The 19,220-nt window shown below is 57.9% G+C and carries 22 protein-coding genes; 9 read left to right on the forward strand and 13 right to left on the reverse strand.

Translation table 11 applies throughout. The annotated features are described in order from the left end of the window. The first annotated feature begins 148 nt into the window (after nucleotides 1-148). Complete coding sequence (ppk2, locus tag TM5383_RS15735; RefSeq protein WP_058319991.1) at nucleotides 149-1,114, forward strand: polyphosphate kinase 2; 966 nt, start codon at nucleotides 149-151, stop codon at nucleotides 1,112-1,114. 53 nt (nucleotides 1,115-1,167) lie between these two features. On the opposite strand, the gene TM5383_RS15740 is transcribed toward ppk2, so the two are convergent. After that, nucleotides 1,168-2,073 (reverse strand): hypothetical protein, encoded by a 906-nt coding sequence (locus TM5383_RS15740; RefSeq protein ID WP_058319992.1) that lies wholly within the window; start codon nucleotides 2,071-2,073, stop codon nucleotides 1,168-1,170. Between the two features lie 145 nt (nucleotides 2,074-2,218). Further along, nucleotides 2,219-4,801 (reverse strand): ATP-binding response regulator, encoded by a 2,583-nt coding sequence (locus TM5383_RS15745; protein WP_082645513.1) that lies wholly within the window; start codon nucleotides 4,799-4,801, stop codon nucleotides 2,219-2,221. Between the two features lie 389 nt (nucleotides 4,802-5,190). Here TM5383_RS15745 and TM5383_RS15750 point away from each other — a divergent pair, with 389 nt between their 5' ends. Next, nucleotides 5,191-6,570 (forward strand): MATE family efflux transporter, encoded by a 1,380-nt coding sequence (locus tag TM5383_RS15750; RefSeq protein WP_058319994.1) that lies wholly within the window; start codon nucleotides 5,191-5,193, stop codon nucleotides 6,568-6,570. A 36-nt stretch (nucleotides 6,571-6,606) separates the two neighbouring features. Here the strand turns inward: TM5383_RS15750 and TM5383_RS15755 are convergent, their stop codons facing one another. Both TM5383_RS15755 and TM5383_RS15760 read right to left on the reverse strand, forming a co-directional pair. Continuing rightward, entirely contained in the window at nucleotides 6,607-7,017 is a 411-nt protein-coding gene (locus tag TM5383_RS15755) for a hypothetical protein (RefSeq protein WP_058319995.1), read from the reverse strand. Between the two features lie 73 nt (nucleotides 7,018-7,090). Beyond that, nucleotides 7,091-8,293, reverse strand: coding sequence for a pyridoxal phosphate-dependent aminotransferase (locus TM5383_RS15760; protein WP_058319996.1), 1,203 nt, complete (start codon nucleotides 8,291-8,293; stop codon nucleotides 7,091-7,093). A 172-nt stretch (nucleotides 8,294-8,465) separates the two neighbouring features. Between TM5383_RS15760 and TM5383_RS15765 the strand changes: the two genes are divergently transcribed. From TM5383_RS15765 to TM5383_RS15775, 3 genes are all read left to right on the forward strand, one after another. After that, nucleotides 8,466-8,858, forward strand: a complete 393-nt coding sequence (locus tag TM5383_RS15765) for a helix-turn-helix domain-containing protein (protein ID WP_058320039.1) — start codon at nucleotides 8,466-8,468, stop codon at nucleotides 8,856-8,858. Between the two features lie 5 nt (nucleotides 8,859-8,863). Next, nucleotides 8,864-9,124 (forward strand): succinate dehydrogenase assembly factor 2, encoded by a 261-nt coding sequence (locus TM5383_RS15770; RefSeq protein ID WP_058319997.1) that lies wholly within the window; start codon nucleotides 8,864-8,866, stop codon nucleotides 9,122-9,124. 120 nt (nucleotides 9,125-9,244) lie between these two features. Then, entirely contained in the window at nucleotides 9,245-9,757 is a 513-nt protein-coding gene (locus tag TM5383_RS15775) for a MarR family winged helix-turn-helix transcriptional regulator (RefSeq protein ID WP_058319998.1), read from the forward strand. A 62-nt stretch (nucleotides 9,758-9,819) separates the two neighbouring features. Here TM5383_RS15775 and TM5383_RS15780 read toward each other — a convergent pair whose 3' ends face one another. The 3 genes from TM5383_RS15780 to TM5383_RS15790 form a co-directional block, all read right to left on the reverse strand. Beyond that, nucleotides 9,820-10,248 (reverse strand): VOC family protein, encoded by a 429-nt coding sequence (locus TM5383_RS15780; protein WP_058319999.1) that lies wholly within the window; start codon nucleotides 10,246-10,248, stop codon nucleotides 9,820-9,822. A 78-nt stretch (nucleotides 10,249-10,326) separates the two neighbouring features. Further along, nucleotides 10,327-11,670: a surface lipoprotein assembly modifier gene (locus tag TM5383_RS15785; protein WP_058320000.1), complete on the reverse strand. Its 1,344-nt coding sequence runs from the start codon at nucleotides 11,668-11,670 to the stop codon at nucleotides 10,327-10,329. A gap of 61 nt (nucleotides 11,671-11,731) precedes the next feature. Beyond that, nucleotides 11,732-12,667 carry a hypothetical protein gene (locus TM5383_RS15790; RefSeq protein WP_058320001.1) on the reverse strand — a complete coding sequence of 312 codons (936 nt, stop codon included), beginning with the start codon at nucleotides 12,665-12,667 and terminating at the stop codon, nucleotides 11,732-11,734. A 225-nt stretch (nucleotides 12,668-12,892) separates the two neighbouring features. On the opposite strand from TM5383_RS15790, the gene thyX reads away from it, so the two are divergent. Then, the gene (gene thyX, locus TM5383_RS15795; RefSeq protein WP_058320002.1) at nucleotides 12,893-13,801 is read left to right on the forward strand and encodes an FAD-dependent thymidylate synthase; all 909 of its coding nucleotides are present in this window, start codon (nucleotides 12,893-12,895) and stop codon (nucleotides 13,799-13,801) included. 117 nt (nucleotides 13,802-13,918) lie between these two features. On the opposite strand, the gene TM5383_RS15800 is transcribed toward thyX, so the two are convergent. Continuing rightward, a complete protein-coding gene (locus TM5383_RS15800; protein ID WP_058320003.1) occupies nucleotides 13,919-14,191 on the reverse strand; it encodes a hypothetical protein in 273 nt (90 codons plus the stop codon). A gap of 179 nt (nucleotides 14,192-14,370) precedes the next feature. Here TM5383_RS15800 and TM5383_RS15805 point away from each other — a divergent pair, with 179 nt between their 5' ends. Together TM5383_RS15805 and TM5383_RS15810 are read left to right on the forward strand one after the other, a co-directional pair. Further along, nucleotides 14,371-14,709 (forward strand): HPF/RaiA family ribosome-associated protein, encoded by a 339-nt coding sequence (locus TM5383_RS15805; RefSeq protein ID WP_231725189.1) that lies wholly within the window; start codon nucleotides 14,371-14,373, stop codon nucleotides 14,707-14,709. A 220-nt stretch (nucleotides 14,710-14,929) separates the two neighbouring features. After that, a complete protein-coding gene (locus tag TM5383_RS15810; RefSeq protein ID WP_143570278.1) occupies nucleotides 14,930-15,259 on the forward strand; it encodes a hypothetical protein in 330 nt (109 codons plus the stop codon). A gap of 222 nt (nucleotides 15,260-15,481) precedes the next feature. Here TM5383_RS15810 and TM5383_RS15815 read toward each other — a convergent pair whose 3' ends face one another. Continuing rightward, complete coding sequence (locus tag TM5383_RS15815) at nucleotides 15,482-15,688, reverse strand: cold-shock protein (protein ID WP_058320006.1); 207 nt, start codon at nucleotides 15,686-15,688, stop codon at nucleotides 15,482-15,484. Between the two features lie 231 nt (nucleotides 15,689-15,919). On the opposite strand from TM5383_RS15815, the gene TM5383_RS15820 reads away from it, so the two are divergent. Beyond that, complete coding sequence (locus TM5383_RS15820) at nucleotides 15,920-16,240, forward strand: arsenate reductase family protein (RefSeq protein ID WP_058320007.1); 321 nt, start codon at nucleotides 15,920-15,922, stop codon at nucleotides 16,238-16,240. An 80-nt stretch (nucleotides 16,241-16,320) separates the two neighbouring features. Here the strand turns inward: TM5383_RS15820 and TM5383_RS15825 are convergent, their stop codons facing one another. From TM5383_RS15825 to TM5383_RS15840, 4 genes are all read right to left on the reverse strand, one after another. Continuing rightward, a complete protein-coding gene (locus tag TM5383_RS15825; RefSeq protein WP_058320008.1) occupies nucleotides 16,321-16,890 on the reverse strand; it encodes a DoxX family membrane protein in 570 nt (189 codons plus the stop codon). Beyond that, complete coding sequence (locus TM5383_RS15830; protein ID WP_058320009.1) at nucleotides 16,890-17,630, reverse strand: HvfC/BufC N-terminal domain-containing protein; 741 nt, start codon at nucleotides 17,628-17,630, stop codon at nucleotides 16,890-16,892. Before TM5383_RS15830 ends, TM5383_RS15825 begins: the two co-directional genes overlap by 1 nt. Continuing rightward, nucleotides 17,627-18,487 (reverse strand): MNIO family bufferin maturase, encoded by an 861-nt coding sequence (gene bufB, locus TM5383_RS15835; protein ID WP_058320010.1) that lies wholly within the window; start codon nucleotides 18,485-18,487, stop codon nucleotides 17,627-17,629. Before bufB ends, TM5383_RS15830 begins: the two co-directional genes overlap by 4 nt. Nucleotides 18,488-18,738: 251 nt before the next feature. Further along, nucleotides 18,739-19,047 carry a BufA1 family periplasmic bufferin-type metallophore gene (locus TM5383_RS15840; RefSeq protein WP_058320011.1) on the reverse strand — a complete coding sequence of 103 codons (309 nt, stop codon included), beginning with the start codon at nucleotides 19,045-19,047 and terminating at the stop codon, nucleotides 18,739-18,741. Between the last annotated feature and the right edge of the window lie 173 nt (nucleotides 19,048-19,220).

Here is a 19,220-nt window from a genome sequence, read left to right on the forward strand (position 1 = left end):
GGGCAGGGGGAAGGGCTGTCTGCTGCTGCACTCCGCAGGGCGGAAAAGATGCACGTGTTACAGAATTGTCGTTTTTTTTGACGTGCATCAAGGCGGGGTGGTGCGACCAAGGGTAAGGTGCCCGCGAACACATAAAAAGGAGACGCCGATGACCGCACCTGCTGCGCCCAAACCCGCTGTGACTGCTGCACAGGACACCCCCCAAGCTGCCAATGGGCTGGCAAATGGTGCCACCCCGCCGCAGGCTGAGGTGACCAAAAATCCTTCTGTGGAAGAGGTGCGTCAAGCGTTCGAGTCGGGTGAATATCCTTACAAGAAAAAGATGTCGCGTTCCGCCTATGAGGCGCAGAAAGCGCATCTGCAGGCCGAATTGCTGAAGGTGCAGCACTGGGCGCAGGAAACTGGCCAGAAGTTTGTGCTGTTGTTTGAAGGCCGCGATGCAGCCGGTAAGGGCGGCACGATCAAACGTTTCACCGAACACCTGAACCCGCGTCAGGCCCGTGTTGTGGCGCTGAACAAACCCACTGATGAGGAGCGCGGCCAATGGTACTTCCAACGCTATATCGATCACCTGCCGACCTCTGGCGAAATGGTTTTGTATGACCGCAGCTGGTACAACCGCGCCGGTGTTGAGCGGGTCATGGGCTTCTGCGAGCCGGGTGAATATCTGGAGTTCATGCGCCAGACCCCCGATCTGGAACAGATGCTGGTGCGTTCGGGCATCCGTCTTTACAAATACTGGTTCTCGGTCACCCAAGAGGAACAGCGCCGCCGTTTCAAATCCCGCGAAACCGATCCACTGAAACAGTGGAAGCTGTCGCCCATTGATAAGGCATCGCTGGACAAGTGGGATGACTACACCGAGGCGAAAGAGGCGATGTTCTTCTACACCGACACCGCCGATGCGCCGTGGACGGTGATCAAATCCAACGACAAGAAGCGCGCGCGCCTGAACTGCATGCTGCACTTCCTCAACTCCATTGATTACCCGGGCAAGGATCTGGACATCGCAACCGCACCCGATCCGCTGATCGTGTCGACCGCCAGCCATGTGATCCATCGCTCCGACCACATCCTCGGCACCGCGCTGCACCCCGACAGCCGCAAGAAGTAAGCTGAGGTTTTGTGAGAGAATTGAAAGCGCGTCCCACGGGGCGCGCTTTTGGTTTAGCTATCTATGCCGCTTGGGCAGTCTGCCGCTGTGATCGTATAATCGCGGATGGGCACGTTGGCGCCGCCTGTGTATTCATAGTGCACTGTGCCGCCCTGCATCAGGGCGCTGCGGAACATATCTGCGGCGCAGGCATCGTCACTCAGATTCAGACCGTGATAGTCACTCAGATCCTCTGCGTAGCCCTTGTAGCGGTAGGTGAGGTAGAGGTGATCGTCGGCTGCACGAATGGCGATCAGGGTTGTTTGGCTGTCTAGCGTAAAGGGCAATAACGGTCGGGTGCCTGCCACTTCCAGCTTAAATTGGGAGGAGGGTGAGAGGGTGTTTGTGACCTCCGCCCACATCTGTTCCACTTCTGCTGAATACGCCAAAGGGGAGTCCTCGGTCGTCTCTATGACCACGCGGCTAGTCATGAAGGCTGCGAGGCTGAGCAACACCAGCGCGCAGTCGCGTAACACACGTAGTGTGGCGCGACCTGTGGAGTAGGGCGCATCCTGCGCAGCGGCCGCTTTCTCGCCGGGTTTGAAGACGAAGACAATAACCCCGAACGGCACAAGGGCGATCCAGTCTTTGCCAGAGCTGCCCCACATGTCAGCCGCACGCGCGGAACTGATTTGTTGCAGCGCCGCGCCATGAAACGCGGGTAGCAGAAATAGCGTGAGTATCATGCCTTCCAGCATGCCGTAGCGGTGTCCGACCGTCAGATACAGCCAGCCCCCGTCCAGCACCGCAAAGAGCAGCGCGAAGAGGCTTAGACCAAGCAGAAAGGTAATCCGTCCAATCGGTTTGCGTGCTGGCAGCACAGCCTTGGCTAGCAGGAACCCAATGACCACCAAGGCATAATTCAGGGCCAAAAACTGTGCTTCGGACCACTGCGCAGTTTGTAAAAATAATTCAACCATCGGGACTACATTCAATCGGGTGGAGGGTTGGTTTTGAATACCATTTTGGGTTGATTATTCAATCAGATTGGCAAATGGCGTGGCCATAAAAGAAAAACGCGCCCGAGTAGGGCGCGCTTAGATTTTCCGCTGATAGGGAGTTAGGTCAAACCGTGACCTTCTGCTCTAGCAATCCGGCCAGTCGTTTCACATCCAGCGGTTTTGGCAGGACGGCGGTGGCGCCGACGTCTTCGAAGCGTTTGATGTCGTCGCCCACCACAGCGGCGGTCAGGCCGACGACGGGGATGTTGAACCCTTCGTCCTTCAGCGCGCGCACCAGTTCATCCCCGGACATTTCCGGCATGAACAGGTCGGTGATCAGCAGATCCGGCGGGTTCTCTTTCACCTTTTCCAGCGCCTTGCGGCCATTTTCGGCCAGCTCGATGCTGCCAAAGATACGGTCCAGTTGTTTCGACGTTACCTGCGCCACCAGCGCGTTGTCTTCGGCTAGAATAACGCGCAGTTCGCTCAGCTTCTTGCTTTCAACGGGGGCGCCTTTGGGTTTGTGGGACTGGATGTCTTGTTCACTGGCGGCCTTGTCGGCCAGATCCAGACGGTAGCCTGCGCCACCTTCGGGGGCATCGAAATACTGCAGCGCACCGCCCAAAAGCTCGACCGCCTGTTTCGCGATGTAAAGACCCAGACCCGACCCTTCGGCCTGGTTGCGCGCATCTGCCGAGCCGCGTTCAAACGGTTGGAACAGGCGTTCAATCTCGGACTGGGGAATGCCGACGCCATCATCGGTCACCGACCAGAAGGCGGTGCCCGAGGTGGGGCTGGGCGGCAGACCCGCCATCGAGGGCTGATAGCAGATGCGAATTTCGGTGCCTTCGGAGTGGATGATCGCGTTGCGCACCAGATTGCCGAGGATCTGCTTCAACCGGTTGCTGTCGCCCATCATCGGACGCACGGAATCGGCACCCAGATCTAGCGAGATACGGATCGACTTGCCCTTGGCCAGCAGCTGGTAGGTGTTGCGTACACGCTCGGCCACATCGGCAGGCACGTAGGGTTTGATCGACAGCGGCTGGTTCTTTTCAGGGTTCACCGCCTGACGCATGTCGTCCAGCACGCTCAACAACTGGGTCGAGGCCTCGCGCATTTGCGGGATCACGTCCTGACTGTCATGGCCGTTCTCCATCTCTTCGATCAGCATCGACAGAACAGAGGCGGGGGTGCGGATTTCATGGCTGACGATGGAAAACAGCTGTTTCTGTTTATCCTGACGCAGTGACAGTTCATTCAGGGCATTGGTCAGCGCGCGTTCCTGCAGGTGCTCTTCTGTTACCTCGACCATCAGGCCATAGACCACGCGTTCATTGCGCACGGTGGTTTCCGCCCACAGATGCAGACGCATAACGCGGTTGTCGCCACTGTCCAGACGATCGGCCAGACGCAGAAGCAGGGTGATCGAAGCGTGGCTGTCACTCTCGATTGCGTGGCGCAGCAGGTATTGTTCATCCGCACGGAACCGGCCGATCAGATCGTCCAGGCACGCTTCGGCGGGCAGGCCCACCAGGCGTTGACCTGCAGGGTCCAGGCGCATGGTGTCGGTGGGGACGTTCACGGTAAAGAGGCCCACGCCGGCAAAACCGCGCACGGTGGACAGGCGCCGGATCGATGCAACGCGCTGTTCGCGCTCATGGCGCCCGCGTCCGCGCAGGGCCAGGATGAGAACGATCAGAACCATCATCCCCAGCGAATACTGGCGCAGCAGGGCGTCGATTTCATTGACCACGGGGCTGTCGACCAGAAACGCGCCGGTTACAGCGGCAAACAGCGTCAGCCCCAGCAGCACCACAATGGGGGCTGCACTGACGGGCAGCGCCAACGCCAGCAGGGCACCAAGCGCTGCCGCATCCAGCGGCTCATAGCCGCCGATACCCATGTTGTGCAGGGCGATCAGCCCGGGAAACAGCAAAACAAACGGCAGCGAAAAGCGCAGTTCGTCTGCTTTGGGTGTTTGTTGGATGGCGATTAGGATCACTGCACATACGGTAGCCGCACGCACAATGCGCATCATCGAGAAATCAAAGAAGTGTTCGTTGTATCCCAATGCGGGCAGGTCGGCAGCTGGCATCGTTTGCAAGAACGCCGATACCGTAGAGATTGCGCCGTAACCAACCACAAGGAACACACCGAAAGTGACCGCCGCTACCAGCAGATCCGCCTCGAACGGTTGCATCTGTTGGGCGGTCCGTCGGTAAAGTGTACGCACGGACCAGCCGATCAGGCCGCCCGCGATCATGTTGACCATCAACAGGAAAAACACCAGCCGGAACGACATTTCCGGCATGGCTAGCCAGTTCAGTCCAGCCGCGTTGGTAAAGACGAAGGGAACAAAGAACAGCACCACCTGCGCCGCGATAGGAATCCACAGCAGGGTGCGTGGATAGATCAGGATGCCGATGATGATGACAAAAAGGGACACATGCGGGCTGAGCGATGGGGCCAGGGCAAAATCGCCGCTGCTCATGGCGCTGTAGGACAGGCAAAGCGTCCAGATCAACGCGATCGCCATAAAGATCGCCGAATTGCGCGCAGGATTTCTGCGCAGCGCTTCGGTTATGTGTTGCACGCGTGAGACTTCGAAGTCGCGAAAAACAAACCCCTGATCGGAGTTCGACTTCTCGTTCACTTCATCCTCTTCGTCGACAACAAGGCGTCTCAGGGTGTCATGGCGTCGCATAAAAAAGCTCACTACCGAAGGTTAAACATGGGAGGGCGATGACCTGCCCCTGACAAAATCTGGTGGTCGTATAAAAAAGAACGACACTCCCTGCTCTATATTCACGGACTTTTGGAGAATAGTTAAAGCCTGATTTGGCTAAACTAATCCCAAAGTATGTATCCCTTGGCCGAAAGAGATGGGGGCAAAATGACTGCATGCGCAGCTTTCGCTGTCCGTTTGCGTGCTGGCAGCTGTGAGGCGGTTTTGCCGCTCGCCTATAAAGCAGATTCGTCCCTTGTTTGCTGCGTTTGGCGACTCACCTTTCAGGGGATGGTGAACAGATGTGCCGCGCTCTTTGAAATAAAAGAGGGATTGCCAGCGTCTGTGCCGCGTTCTACGGCTGTAGAATGACGACAAAAATAAATACAAATCTGACCTCGGCGCAGCATCTGCGCAACATCATGACACTGGGTTTGCCATTGATTGGCAGCCATGTGGCACAGTTTTCTATCAACATGACCGATACGGTTATGTTGGGCTGGTATGATGTCGAGGTGCTGGCCGCGCAGGTTATTGCTAGCACGGCATTTTTCGTGCTGTTCATTCTGGGATCCGGTTTCGCAGGAGCCGTGATGCCGATGGTCGCAGAGGCCGAGGCCGCAGGCGAAGGCACACAGGTGCGACGGGTCACGCGCATGGCGATTTGGGCGTCCGCCTTTTATTCGGTGGTGGCGATCCCGGTTATGCTATTTTCCGAACCGATCCTGTTGCTGGCAGGACAAACCCCAGAAGTGGCGCGCCTGTCGCAAGAGTATCTGGTAATCAACGGCTGGTCGATCTTGCCGGCGCTCTTGGTCATGGTGTTCAAATCCTATCTCTCGGCGCTGGAACGGGCGGGGATTGTCTTGTGGGTTACTTTGGCTGCCGTGGCGATTAATATCGTGGTCAACTATGCGTTGATTTTCGGCAATTGGGGCTTCCCAGAAATGGGCATTCAGGGGGCGGCAGTTGCGTCTCTGGTGGTCAACGTGGCCTCTATGGTGCTGTTGGCGATCTACCTGCATGTGGTGACCGCAGAGCATGAGATTTTTGCCCGTTTCTGGCGCCCCGACTGGGAAGCATTTCGCGCTGTGACACGTTTGGGCTGGCCGATGGGTCTGACCAGTCTGGCAGAGGTGGGGCTGTTTGCTGCCGCTTCGGTGATGATGGGGTGGCTAGGTACTTTGCCGCTGGCGGCACATGGTATCGCGCTACAAATCACGGCGCTGACATTCATGGTTCACCTTGGCCTCAGCAATGCGGCAACTGTGCGGGCGGGGCGTGCCGTCGGTCGGCGCAATATTGCGGACCTGCGATTGGGCGCGCATTTGATCACCGTGATTTCAGCGACGTTTGCAGCACTGACGCTGGCGGCCTTCCTGCTGATCCCTGAACCACTGATTGCGCTGTTCCTGTCGCCAGATGATCCGCAACGGGATGCGGTGATTGCGCTGGGTGTGCCGTTGTTGGCGGCGGCGGGCCTGTTTCAGTTCGCAGATGCGGCGCAGGCGATGGCGCTGGGCATGTTGCGCGGTGTGCAGGACACACGGGTGCCGATGATTATGGCGGCGATTTCTTATTGGGTGATCGGGGTGCCGGTCAGCTATGTGATGGGGTTTGTTCTGGGATGGGACGGCGTCGGCGTCTGGTCGGGCCTTGCAGTTGGGCTTGCCTGTGCTGGGGTCTTGTTGATGACCCGTTTCTGGGGGCCGGTGATGCGGGCCACAGACCATCGGATAAACGGATAAGAAAAGGCGCCCTGCGGGGCGCCTTTTTCGATCAGATCAGCTGGATTTGGATTTCATCAGCCGATCCGCCTTTTTGCGTACCAAGACGGATCGCAGATCGTGCATGGTCAGCAACAGCTGGTCGGTGACCGCCTCTAACTGATCATCGCTGGCGCGGGACTGGGCCCAGTGCGTGGTCAGGTTCAGATGATCGACCGTGCGCAGGATGTCATCGATGTCACGCTCTGCCAGCAGGGCGCGTCGGTCATCCATCCAGTGGCGGATCGCGGTCAGATCTTCATCCGACAGTTTGCGATCGCCATGGGGTTTGATCTCGCCGTTCTTGATGTTGACGTTGGCGATCTGGTCCAGCTCGATCCGGCGCTGGCGGTTTTCAGTGTCCACACGGAACACAAAGGCGCCGTTTTCGCGCACCCGGAAGTAATATTCTGGCAGGTCAACGGACATGGGATCGCTCTTTCAATGTTCCAAAAATACTTTGATATCCCCGCCCCACGGCATCGCAGAACGGGGAGGGGGCTTAGCTGAGCTTGGCGCAGAAGGCCTGAATGCGGCTGCAGGCCTCTTTCAACAGCGCGTCAGAGGTCGCATAGCTGATGCGGAAGTTGGGCGACAGGCCAAAGGCCGCACCAAAGACCACTGCAACACCGCAGTCGTTCAGCAGTTCAGTGGCGAAAACTTCATCATTGGTGATCTCTACACCTGCAGGGGTCTTTTTGCCGATCAGCCCAGCAATCGACGGATAGACGTAAAACGCCCCATCCGGAACCGGACAGGTGATGCCGTCAACCGCGCTCAGCATATCAACCACCAGATTGCGGCGGCGCACGAACATTTCGTTATTCGGGGCCAGGAAATCCTGCGGCCCGTTCAGGGCGGCCACCGCTGCCTTTTGGCTGACCGAACATGGGTTCGAGGTGGATTGCGACTGCACCTTGCGGATTGCAGCGATCAGCGGTTCGGGGCCAGCAGCATAACCAATGCGCCAGCCGGTCATGGCGTAGGCCTTGGACACGCCATTGACGGTCAGGGTACGATCATAAAGCTGCGGCTCAACCTCAGCAGGGGTGCAGAACTGGAACCCGTCGTAGGCAAGGTGTTCATACATGTCATCGCTCAGTACCCAGACATGGGGATGGCGCAGCAGCACATCGGTCAGCGCCTTCAACTCGTCGCGGCTGTAGCCTGCACCTGTGGGGTTCGAGGGAGAGTTGAACAGGAACCATTTGGTGTTGCGGGTGATCGCGGCCTCTAGCTGGTCGGGCGTGATCTTGAAATCATTTTCCAGCTGCGCCTCGATGAACACCGGTGTGCCACCGGCCAACAGCACCATATCAGGGTAGCTGACCCAGTAGGGGGCAGGGATGATCACCTCATCCTCTTTGTTCAGTGTGGCCATCAGCGCGTTATACAGCACCTGTTTGCCGCCGGTGCCGACAGTCACCTGTTTCGGTGTGTAATCCAACCCGTTGTCGCGCTTGAACTTGGCGCAGATCGCCTCTTTCAGATCGGGGATGCCATCCACGGCGGTGTAGCGTGTATGCCCTTCGTTGATCGCGGCAATGCCGGCTGCGCGGATATGTTCCGGCGTGTCGAAGTCCGGTTCGCCTGCAGATAGGCCAATAACGTCACGTCCTGCCGCCTTTAGCTCAGCCGCAAGGTTCGATACGGCTATAGTAGGCGACGGTTTTACGCGGGCGAGTGTCTCGGACAGGAAAGACATTATATATCCTTAGTGCGACAGTTGAATGGTTGTTATTTTATCACGTCCTGTCTTAGGTTGTGCGCAAAAGCCGATCAAGAGAGCTTCGGCAGAAAGGGTGCCCATGCACGAGAATGAAGGCCAGAATGCCACAGCAGAACAGACCGATCTGCAACCCGATGAGCTGGGCGCAATGGAAGCCCCCGATTTCGACTGGTACGGCCCCGATATGGCCACCTTCGGTGACCGTTTAGCGGCGGCGCGTGAACAGTCGGGCATGGAACAAAAACAGCTAGCACGCCGGTTGGGCGTAAAGGTGAAGACCTTGCAGGGCTGGGAATACGATTTGTCCGAACCCCGCGCCAATAAACTGCGGATGCTGTCGGGTTTGCTGAACGTTTCGATCCGCTGGCTGTTGACGGGCGAGGGTGACGGCGTTAGCGAACCGAGCGACCCCAACGAACTAGACCCCGATGTGGCGGACATCCTGTCCGATATCCGGGAGCTGAAGCTGGAAATGACGGCTTCCATTGATCGACTGGGACGGTTGGAAAAGCAGCTGCGGCTGAAACTGAAAGGATCCTGAGGATCATGTCCGAGACCCGTGAAAATCGCCTGAAACGTTTGCAGATGCGCTCTATGCGGCGCGGCATCAAAGAGATGGACATCATTTTGATGCGCTATGCCGCCGCCCGACTAGACGACATGGATGACGCAGCGCTTGATGCCTATGAGTTGCTGCTGAACGAAAACGATCAGGACCTTTATCAGTGGGTTTCGGGCCAGCAAGAGGCACCCGCCGATTTGCAAGCGCAGATCGCGGATGTGCGCGCGGTGGCGACGGGGCAGTAATCCCTTCGCCATAGGGGGCGCAGGATCGTTCGAATTTTAGCGATATAGCGGCGCGACTTAACCCATTGTTGGGGTTTTATCGCCACTCTCCGCCTGACACGACGTCAGAAGGAGATCGCGATGAGCGTTCACACCCCATTATCCTCCGGCGGTTTGAAAACCGGCGATCGCACCGGTTTCATGAGCAGCTATTTGGACACGCTAGCGCTGGTGGAACGGCTTCATCGGCTGCTGCTTGATGTGATCAAGGATGAATTTGAACGCGTTGGTGTGTTGGAAATCAACGCGGTGCAGGCCCTGCTGCTGTTCAACATCGGCGACCATGAGGTGACGGCGGGTGAATTGAAGTCGCGCGGTTATTATCAGGGCAGCAATGTCAGCTATAACCTGAAAAAGCTGGTAGAAACCGGCTATATGCACCACCAGCGCTGCGCCATTGATCGCCGGTCTGTGCGGGTGCGGCTGACGTCCAAGGGATCGGAAATCCGCAATCTGGTTGCGGCGTTGTTCGAACGCCATGCAGATGGTCTGCAGTCCAAGGGCGTTTTGGGACCGGACGGAATTGTCGAAATTACAAATTCCCTTCGCCGCGTTGAACGGTACTGGACCGATCAAATCCGCTATATCTACTGAAAACGCCGCCCGTTTCGGGGCGGCGTTTCCTGTGGTTCGGGACCCGATCAACGGGGGGCAAATCACCAATGTCCGATGTTTTCCATGCTGACCCACGGTTCAGCTGGTTCGACCGCACCGCCTGCCTGCAACAATTCGATCGAGATGTTATCGGGTGACCGCACAAAGGCCATACGCCCATCGCGCGGCGGACGATTGATGGTCACGCCATTGTCCATCAGGTGCTGGCACATGGCGTAGATATCTTCGACCTCATAGGCCAGGTGACCAAAATGGCGGCTGTCCGATGGCAGACCGTCGTCGCCATCCCAGTTGTAGGTCAGCTCAACAGGGCATTCTTCCTGACCTTCGGCGGCCATGAAGACCAGTGTGAAACGCCCACCTTCGTGGTCGATACGGCGGGTTTCTTTCAGACCCAAGAGGGCAAAGAACGCCTGAGATTTTTCCAGATCCTTCACGCGGACCATCGTGTGTAGATATTTAACTTGCATGGGTAATCCCCCTGTCATGCCCAAATACGATATGTGACGGCCCCGAACCTGCCGGGGCATGGCATCGACGTCACTGTTTCAGAAAGTCGATCTGAACCCAAGGGAAACGGTGGTTTCGCGGGTATCAAAGCGGCTGACATTCGACGTGCTGCGTTTGCTGCGCAGGTTGAGAGATGGGGCAAATCCCCCATAGTCAAGGGCCTTGAGTGTCACCTCCACCTGACCGAACACCGTTTCGTCACGCCGTCCGCCGGGGACCATCAGGCCGGCATTGTAGCTGTCATATCGTTGCGTGCTGGCGCCGAGGGTAAAAACAGGTGCCATATTGGCCAGCGCGGGGCGCGCGCTCAGATCCGGTGCCCATGATAGGCGCGCGGCCAGCTGATCGCGGTCTGCATTGATGTTGTCGCTGTTTTCACGCTTGGCCGACAGGTTAAGCGTCCAGTCGCCCCAATCCTCGGTGCGGTGAGAGAAATGCCCGCTGAGGGTCACACCATGCACATCAGGCCGCGACCCTTCATGCCGCAGGCGTTCCAGCTGGGTGCTGAGGCTGAGCCCCGTTCGCGCGCCAATCGGCAAAGAGCGCGACAGATTGATCCGCGCGCTGCGCTGGAATTTTTCACCGCCTGACCAACTCTGCCCTACAGAGAGGCCATAGCGCCAGCTGCCGGTGGTCGCCTTGCGCACTTCATTCAGGCCAATCTCGGCGTAGTCAAAGGCCAGATCGCTATCTTGTACATTGGGCGCCAGATCGCGCGCAGCGTCAGACAGGCGCACACGTTTGCCAAAATAGCGCAGGCCGATGTGACGGCTGTGGGTTTTTGAGTGTGCCAAGCGATAGCGCACAGATAGATCGGCCTGACCTGCAACACCTGACAACGCCTGTGCCGACCCGCTGAGAAGTCCCACAACTGGAACGCCGTCGATCAGCGAATAGGGGCTGTCAGCGCCATTGTTAAGGTTGTCGCTGGGGGCGAACGACAGGTTCAGGCGATACTCCCAAGGCGATAGGCGGCGCAGGATCTGGTAGTCCTTGGCGACACGGTCGCGCATGGCGGGATCGGGCAAATTGATCAGCGATCGACGCAGCCAAAATTGCGCAGCCCCTGGGCGGTCCGCCTCGACCGCCAGTTTGGCCGCCAGTTGCGCGGCGTGAAATTTGTCATTTTTCTCAGTCGCATGACGATAGGCCAGCCGCGCAGCGCGACGACCTTTTTGAGGTTGGCGCATTTGGCTGTGGGCACGAGCAATGATGAAATGGGCGCCGCCGTCATGGGGATTGCGCTGCAACAGGCCCAGAGCCAGATCATATGCCAATTGCGGATTGCCCTGTACCAGCGCTTGTCGCGCCACCTGATGCGCTTGCTCTGGGGACAGCCGCACCTGCTCTGCGCCCTGCACCGTGAGGGGCAGGGCCAGCAAGAGGGCTGTTACACAAAGCGCGTGGCGCGCGCGCCGCCTTGTGCGGGCGTAACGCGTCACGTCACAGGCCGGAACAGGCCGCCGCTGCCCCTGGGGCACCACAGCGGGTCAGGACAAACACGCCATATTCTTCTTCGCCGGGGATTGTACCGTTGGGACCGTCAAATTCCTGCAGGTAAACCGTGCCCGCAACCGAGGTTGCACCGTTGCCGCCAAAGATGCCGCCAAAGGATCCGATCTGTGCATCGGGGCGGGTTTCATAGGCGGCAATGCCGGTGAATGTACCTTCGGCGGTAATCTGGGCTTCGGTCAGGACAATGTCCTGAAGAGCAAGGTCACCGTTGATCCCGCGAACGTCATCGACCAGTTGGCGGTTCGAAATCTCGGCATCTACCGCGCCGTTGGCGAAATCGGCATTCAACAAAATAATGCCGGTGATCCGATCCGCTTGACCCGGTGCGGTCAGCGTTGCGGGAATGCCCGAGGCATCCAGCAGATCATCACCGTTGCCATCCAGGTTGGTGACCGCGGCATAGGTGCCATAATACTGCGCTTCGCCACCGCTGCTGTCAGTGTAGGGCGAATAGATCTCTGCCCCCTGGCGACCGTAGTAGGAGCCGCCATAATAGCGACCGTTGTTGCCGCCGTCGGCAACCACACCTGCGATCAGGCGGTTGTCGTTACTTTCAGCGAATAGCGCGGTGTAGTGGCGATCTGCAGCGGTGCCTTGCTGCATGAAAACCTGATACCCCGGCACAGTCGCATCTAGATCTGCGCGCCGTGTATAAGTGACGTTTTCCTGATTTCCGTGGATGCCATTGATGGCCAAAACCAGTTGCCCTGCATCCGCGTCATAGCTGACACTGCGGAGAGATCCGGCCACTTCTTCGGCGGCGGGGTTCGTGACACTGGGGGTGCCTGGCACGTCACCACTTGGGTCAGCGCTACACGCCGCCAGTGCAAGTGGCAGCATCAAAAGGGTGCTGTAACGGATCATCTGCTCAATCCTCAATATGTCGGTTCTGTTGACCGTTGGCCTTCAAAGTCCGGGCCAACGGGGTAAATGTCAAGAATTGATGCCCGTCGAAGGCGAAAAACCCGCCGTTTGTGGTTTTCGCGAAAGCTGCTTGGCGCGGTGCTGCGATAGCGCTAATTGGGTGCCTTTCTCGGAACCACTAGATATAGTGGGCGCGACTCAAGAATTGGTGCTTTGGAGGACAAGATGCCCATCACCCCGGAACAACAGGCCGAAATTGACGCGCAGCGCGCCACGCCGCGCCAGACCTTGCGCGCTGTCTCTGAGGGGATGGAAGCGCATCTTTATAACGCCTATCCGGTGTTGGATCACGGTTTCGTCCGCGTTATCGATTATATGGGCGATGACAGCGCGATCTGTCAGGCGGCCCGGGTGTCCTATGGTAAGGGCACCAAGTCGGTGCAAAACGACGAAGGCCTGATCCGCTATCTGATGCGCCACTGGCATTCGACACCGTTTGAAATGTGCGAGCTGAAGCTGCACGTCAAATTGCCTGTTTTCGTGGCCCGTCAGTGGATCCGTCACCGCACCGCGAATGTGAACGAGTATTCCGCGCGCTATTCGATTCTGGACCGCGAATTTTACATCCCTCAGCCCGATCAACTGGCCGCACAGTCGGTGATCAACAATCAGGGCCGTGGTGAGGCGCTGACCGGCGCCGAGGCAGAGCGTGTGCTGGAAATCCTCAAAGGCGATGCGGCCCGCAGCTATGATCACTACGAAGAGATGATTTCCGATGATGGCAAACAGGGGCTGGCGCGCGAATTGGCGCGGATGAACCTGCCTGCCAACATCTATACGCAATGGTACTGGAAGGTAGACCTGCACAACCTGCTACACTTCCTGCGCCTGCGTGCGGACAGCCACGCCCAGTACGAAATCCGCGTCTATGCGGATGAGATCTGCAAGCTGGTCGCTGACTGGGTGCCCTTTGCCTACAAGGCGTTTGAGGATTACCGCATGGGCGGCGCCGCGCTGAGCGCCGGTGCGCTGGATTGCGTGCGTCGGATGCTGAAAGGCGAAGAAGTCACCGCCGAAAACTGCGGCATGAGCGCCCGCGAATGGCGCGAGCTGCAAGAGGTTCTGGAGGGTTAATCCCCCTGATCCTCACGCCAAATCTGCGATTTGGCTGCGCCCGACCCGACCAACAGGGTGGGCGCATCCTGCGCCACCCTTCGGGTCAGGCGCTACGCTTTCTGAATGACCAATGGGCTACAGCCCACCCTCAACCCCGCGTTTGCATTGGCGCGGGGCTTTGCCTGTGCGGCTGAACGCCTCCACCCCGCAGGTGGTGCAGCGGTACTGGGTGAAACTGGCGTTTTTTGTGCCCTCAGACACCCAGGCACAGCTGTTGCCGCGCAGTCGGGGGAGGGGATTGAAACGGGGGGCTTTGACGCTTTCGGCAGCGCGGGGCTTGGTGCGTGGGCTAGACCCGATAACGGTCAGTTCCGGCGCGGATCGTTTGCCCGTCAGTTTCCGAAACATATTCCATATCATTGGGTTAACCCCCGTTCTGTTGCGTGTCTGTTTATAATATCTTGGCCCTCGCCGCGCTGATTTCAAGGCCGCTCACCTCTCTGGCATAATTGCGCGCATGGCTGTCAGAAAATCGCGAACAATCTTGTTCCAGATCAAAATCCCCCCAAATGAATCACCATAAGCTGATGAAGAACAAGAAGGAGGCTCTGATGCATATTCAGATCAACACCGACCACAACATTCACGGCGATGAACGTCTTGCCGAGGTTTGTGAAGAACTGGTCACATCCACCCTAGCGCCGATTGCCTCTCGGTTGACGCGGGTGGAGGTCCACGTGAAGGACATGCGTGGACCCAAAGGCGGAGAAGATATCCGCGCCACTGTTGAGGCCCGCCCCGAAGGCATGCGCCCCTACGCGGTGCATCATGACGCAACAGATATTACCCACGCGGTTAAGGCGGCCAGTAAAAAACTGCGCCAGCGGCTAGAAGGTGAGTTCGGCAAGCGTTCGCTGCACCACTAACGTGGCGATCCTGCCCAGACCGGCCCGCTGCTCCACCAGCGGGCCGTTGTTGTTTTGGCAAAGGTTAATGTGGCGGCGGTGGATTGGTGGCACTTGCGAAACAGTGAGCCGTCATTTCCTGCATGGTTGCAGTTTCTATTTGGCCTCGCGCGGGGGCTTGGTTAGGTTGGGGATAAGTGCATTAACCATTCGTTTTCACGGATATTTCAGGGGACCGACCATGATCATTTCTCGTCTAGTGAAGGTGTCGACGCCTAGCCTAATGGCTGCCGCGCTGTTCGCCACCATGACCGCCGTACCGCAAACTGCCGCGGCTGCGCCGAGCGTTTATCCATACGAAGGTGTCGCCAACCATTGCCCCGCAGGCCAGCAGCCGGTGTCGATGGATGGGGTGATCTGTTGCGGTGTACCGAACCAAAGCATCAGTTATCAGGCGATGATGCGTCACGGCGGTAGCAAACGCAGCTACAGCGCCAGCAAACCTATGTCGCAGCCGGTGTCGTCCGGCGTGATCTGCCCCGAAGGGCAGAAAGGGTGCTACACAAACTAATCTGTGGTCATGCCACAGCGTGTATTGGGACCAAAATAAGGGTGACGGCGGACCGTCACCCTTTTGTTTTAAAATATAGTTCTGATTGCCGGCCCTAAGTTTGTGTCTGATTTGGATCGCGCAAAATCAGCACTAGCCTTGCCGCTAATGCGCAAGGGATGAAGGCATTTCAATGCCTCAATAACCGGCCATTGATCGTGGTGGTGATCAGGGGCTGTGGGATCAGACCAGGCTGAGACTACCCGCCATTTGGCGGCCGTCGCGGCCATCAATCAGCTCGAAGCTGACTTTCTGTTCGTCAGCCAGACCTGTAAGGCCAGACCGTTCCACAGCTGAGATATGTACAAAAATGTCTTTGCCGCCATCATCGGGTGCGATGAAGCCGTAACCTTTGGTGGTGTTGAACCATTTCACGGTGCCTGTTGGCATCTTCCGTGTCTCCTTCTATCCGTTCCTTCCCCAGAGAATGCGGGGTCCATGTCACATCGGCGGGAAAGGATTCCAAACTTATCTAAACTATTCTAACTAAAGATCTGGGATCCTGTGTGCCAAAGTCACAGATTGATGATTACATCACTGGTGTAAAAATCAAGCAAAACAGGGCGAAAACTACGGTGTTTGGGGCGATTTACTGCCCAAAGCCTAGAAACGAGGGGAAAAATGAAAATTTACGGTCTGAAAAATTGTGACACCTGCCGAAAAGCGGTGAAGGCATTGTCGGGTGCGGAACTGGTCGATATTCGCAATCAACCTATGGATGATTCTATTCGATCTCAGGCGTATGAAAAGTTTGGGGATGCTTTGTTGAACACCCGTTCGACCACCTGGCGTGGGTTGGATGAAGCGGCCCGCGCAGAGGCGCCATTGGCTTTGTTGGCGCAACATCCCGCCTTGATGAAGCGGCCGTTGATCGTGTCTGACGCGGGCGAGATGTTTTTGGGTTGGACCAAAGACACACAGGCGGCTTTGGGCATCGGCTAAACCCATAACATCGCAAAGGCACACATGAAAAAGGGCAGCGGCGAATGCGCGCTGCCCTTTTTGATTGGTAAGCGGGGCGCTTAGGCCGGGTTGGCCAGCGGCGCTGCACGGCCCGACAGAATACGGTCGATCGACAGCGGGCCACCGCCCTTGATCACCAGCGTCAGCAGCAACAGGAACCAGAACCCGCGTTGATCCAGGATCACGCCATCGGGCAGACGGTCAAACCACGCACCAAGTGTTTCGACATGTTCAATGCCACCGTGGCCGTAAAGGTCGGTCAGCGATTGCACCAGTACAAAACCGATCATGCCCAGTGCCGAAAGGCGGGTGAACAGGCCCAGAACCACCAACAGCGGCAAGACAAATTCAGCGTAAGTGCCCGCCATAACAACGGCCCAATGGAAAATGCTAAGCTGCGAAGCGTCATACCCGACCGCCTCAAACACTTTGGGAAAGATTTGCGCATAAGCGCCAATCGACGGGGTGAACAGGCCAAAGAACCCGTCGCCCAGTTTGGTCAAGGCCGAAGCCCAGAAGTAACCCAACAGCGAAGCGGCGAAAACAAAGCGGGCAACAGTCGGCAGCACCCAGTCGGCGCGGTTCAACCCGTCAGCGACACGGGAATAAAGGGTCAAAAGGGCGTGCATTATGTGTCCTCCACATGGATGTCTGTTAGGGCCATGCTGGCAAGAAGTGTCCCCAGCAGCTGTCCTAGATCGGCGCCGGGATGTAGGGTGCTGGCCTCGGCCAGGGTTTTATCGCGCATCAGGTCAGCCAATAGGGCGGCTTGGTCTGCGGGCAGCGGGGTCAGGATCGGATCGAATTCCGGCCTGGTGACCAGCGTGGGTTGGGCCACGCCGGGCGGGTTTTCATCTGTTTCGCCCAACGCTTTGGCGCGGATGGCGTGGATTGGCCATTCGGTCAGCACCAGTTGCGTTGCGGGGGCAAAGGTTAAACGCGCATTGTTCAATTTTTCTGGCGCCATCGTGGCCAGTTTCGCGGGGTCTAGCGCAGGCGCATCTTCCGCGTGGTAGCTTTGGCGCAGCGCATACTCCAAACGCGCCACATCGCGCAGGTAGGCCAGTTTTGCCAGCGCTGGGATCGCTGCGATGTAGCGCGGAAACCCACCCCCATAGAGCATCATCAACGGCGAAGACGGTGGGTTGGCGCGCAGGTAACCTGTTGCGATTGCGTTGAAATTCTGCTCGCCCAGCAGGCGCGCCGTGGCAGGAAAGCCGGTTTCCAGTGCTTCGCGCAGCGATACCGTCACGTTGTTACGGTAAACATCGAACCGCTTGCCCGCGGGGCGACCTTGGGAATCCGACAGGCCCACGGGGCGATCCGCGGTAGGATCCAAAAGGGCAGCGTTGAAGGCGGTCTGACTCATGCGGGCACCTGTGCGTGCAATTTGTTCAGCGCAGCTTGGGCGCGGCGTGCCTCTTCGGCCAGAACGGGCCATTCTGGCACATCGGTATCCCATTCGATCAATGTGGGCAGCGGGCCGGAGCGATCCAGCACATAATCCAACAGCGTCCAGACAGGATCGGCCACTTCGCGGCCGTGGCTGTCGATCAGCAGGGGTGCGCCATGCTCATCCTCATCCTCATCGTGGCCACCAAGGTGAATTTCACCCACTTTGGCCAGATCAAAGGCATCGACATAGGCCTGCGGGCTGTAGTTCAGGTTCGTGGCCGAAACGAAAATGTTGTTCACATCCAGCAGCAGGCCGCAGCCGGTACGCTTGCTCACTTCGGAGAGGAAGGCGGGCTCTTCATAGGTGGATTCGTCGAAGGCCAGATAAGATGACGGGTTTTCCAGCAGCATCCGACGACCGATGGTGTCCTGCAACTGGTTTACGTGATCGCAGACACGCTGCAGCGTCGCCTCGGTATAGGGCAGGGGCAACAGGTCATTCATGAACGCGCTTTCATGAGTAGACCATGCCAGATGTTCAGAGAAACTGGCCGGGTTCAGCCAATCGCACAGATGTTTCAGGCGCGACAGGTGATCAGGGTCCAGCGATCCTTCGCCGCCGATGGACAGGCCTACGCCATGCACCGAGATGGGGAAGCGTTCAGACAGCTGTTTCAGCTGGGCGATTGGGCGGCCACCAGCCCCCATGTAGTTTTCCGCGTGAATTTCTAGCCAGCCTACGGGTGCAGGATCAGCGACCAGATCGCTATAGTGCTGCGGTTTGTAGCCAACGCCGGGCAGGGCGGGCAGGTGGTTGGACTGGTCGAACATGCGATCGCTCCGATAGCTGGACGTAAGTTTGACGTGCGCAGCGGCGGGTCGCACCGCAGCAGGTCTTTATAGGATGGTCGCTTTGTGGCGACCTGAAAAGGAAAAACTGCCCCACCACGAGGGGTATATGGGGCAGCTTATCCGAACACTCTTAACAAGTTCCCACCCGGGCGGGCGTCGGTGAGTGGCGTTAACCAAGGTGGGGGTGACAAGGGGCGTGTGCCCCTTGTCGGCAGAACACGGGCTGCGGCTTATGCCGGCAGGTCGCGGTCCAGTGCTTCCAGCGAACCTTTGCGCGCTTTGCCGTCGGCCATTGCGGGCAGTTCGATGTCCATGCAGGAACCTGCGTCAACGAAGGTCCAGGCGTTACCCTGGTAGTCTACGGTCGAGGAACCTGCGCAGGTGGTGCCGGGGCCGGCTGCACAGTCGTTTTTACCTGCCAGCGAAACGCCGTAGCACTTCTCTTTGTCCATCGCGTGGGCGACGGTGGAGGTGGTTGCGGTCAGGGCTGCTGCAACTGCGCCAGCGACGGCCAGGGTCTTGATGGTTTTATCGGACATTAATCTCTTCCCTTACTAGGTTTGTAACTCAGGTCATCCTGATGTGGTGACACCCAAACACTAGCCCGAGGATCTTCTGACAAGCTACTCACGAGGCCGTGCATCATGGGCGCGTGTGCTGTCGTGAGGATTCGCCCCCTAAAATGGGAAAATTTTGCAATGAAAAAGGCCCG

Source organism: Thalassovita mediterranea (assembly GCF_001458435.1).
Classification (GTDB): domain Bacteria; phylum Pseudomonadota; class Alphaproteobacteria; order Rhodobacterales; family Rhodobacteraceae; genus Thalassobius; species Thalassobius mediterraneus.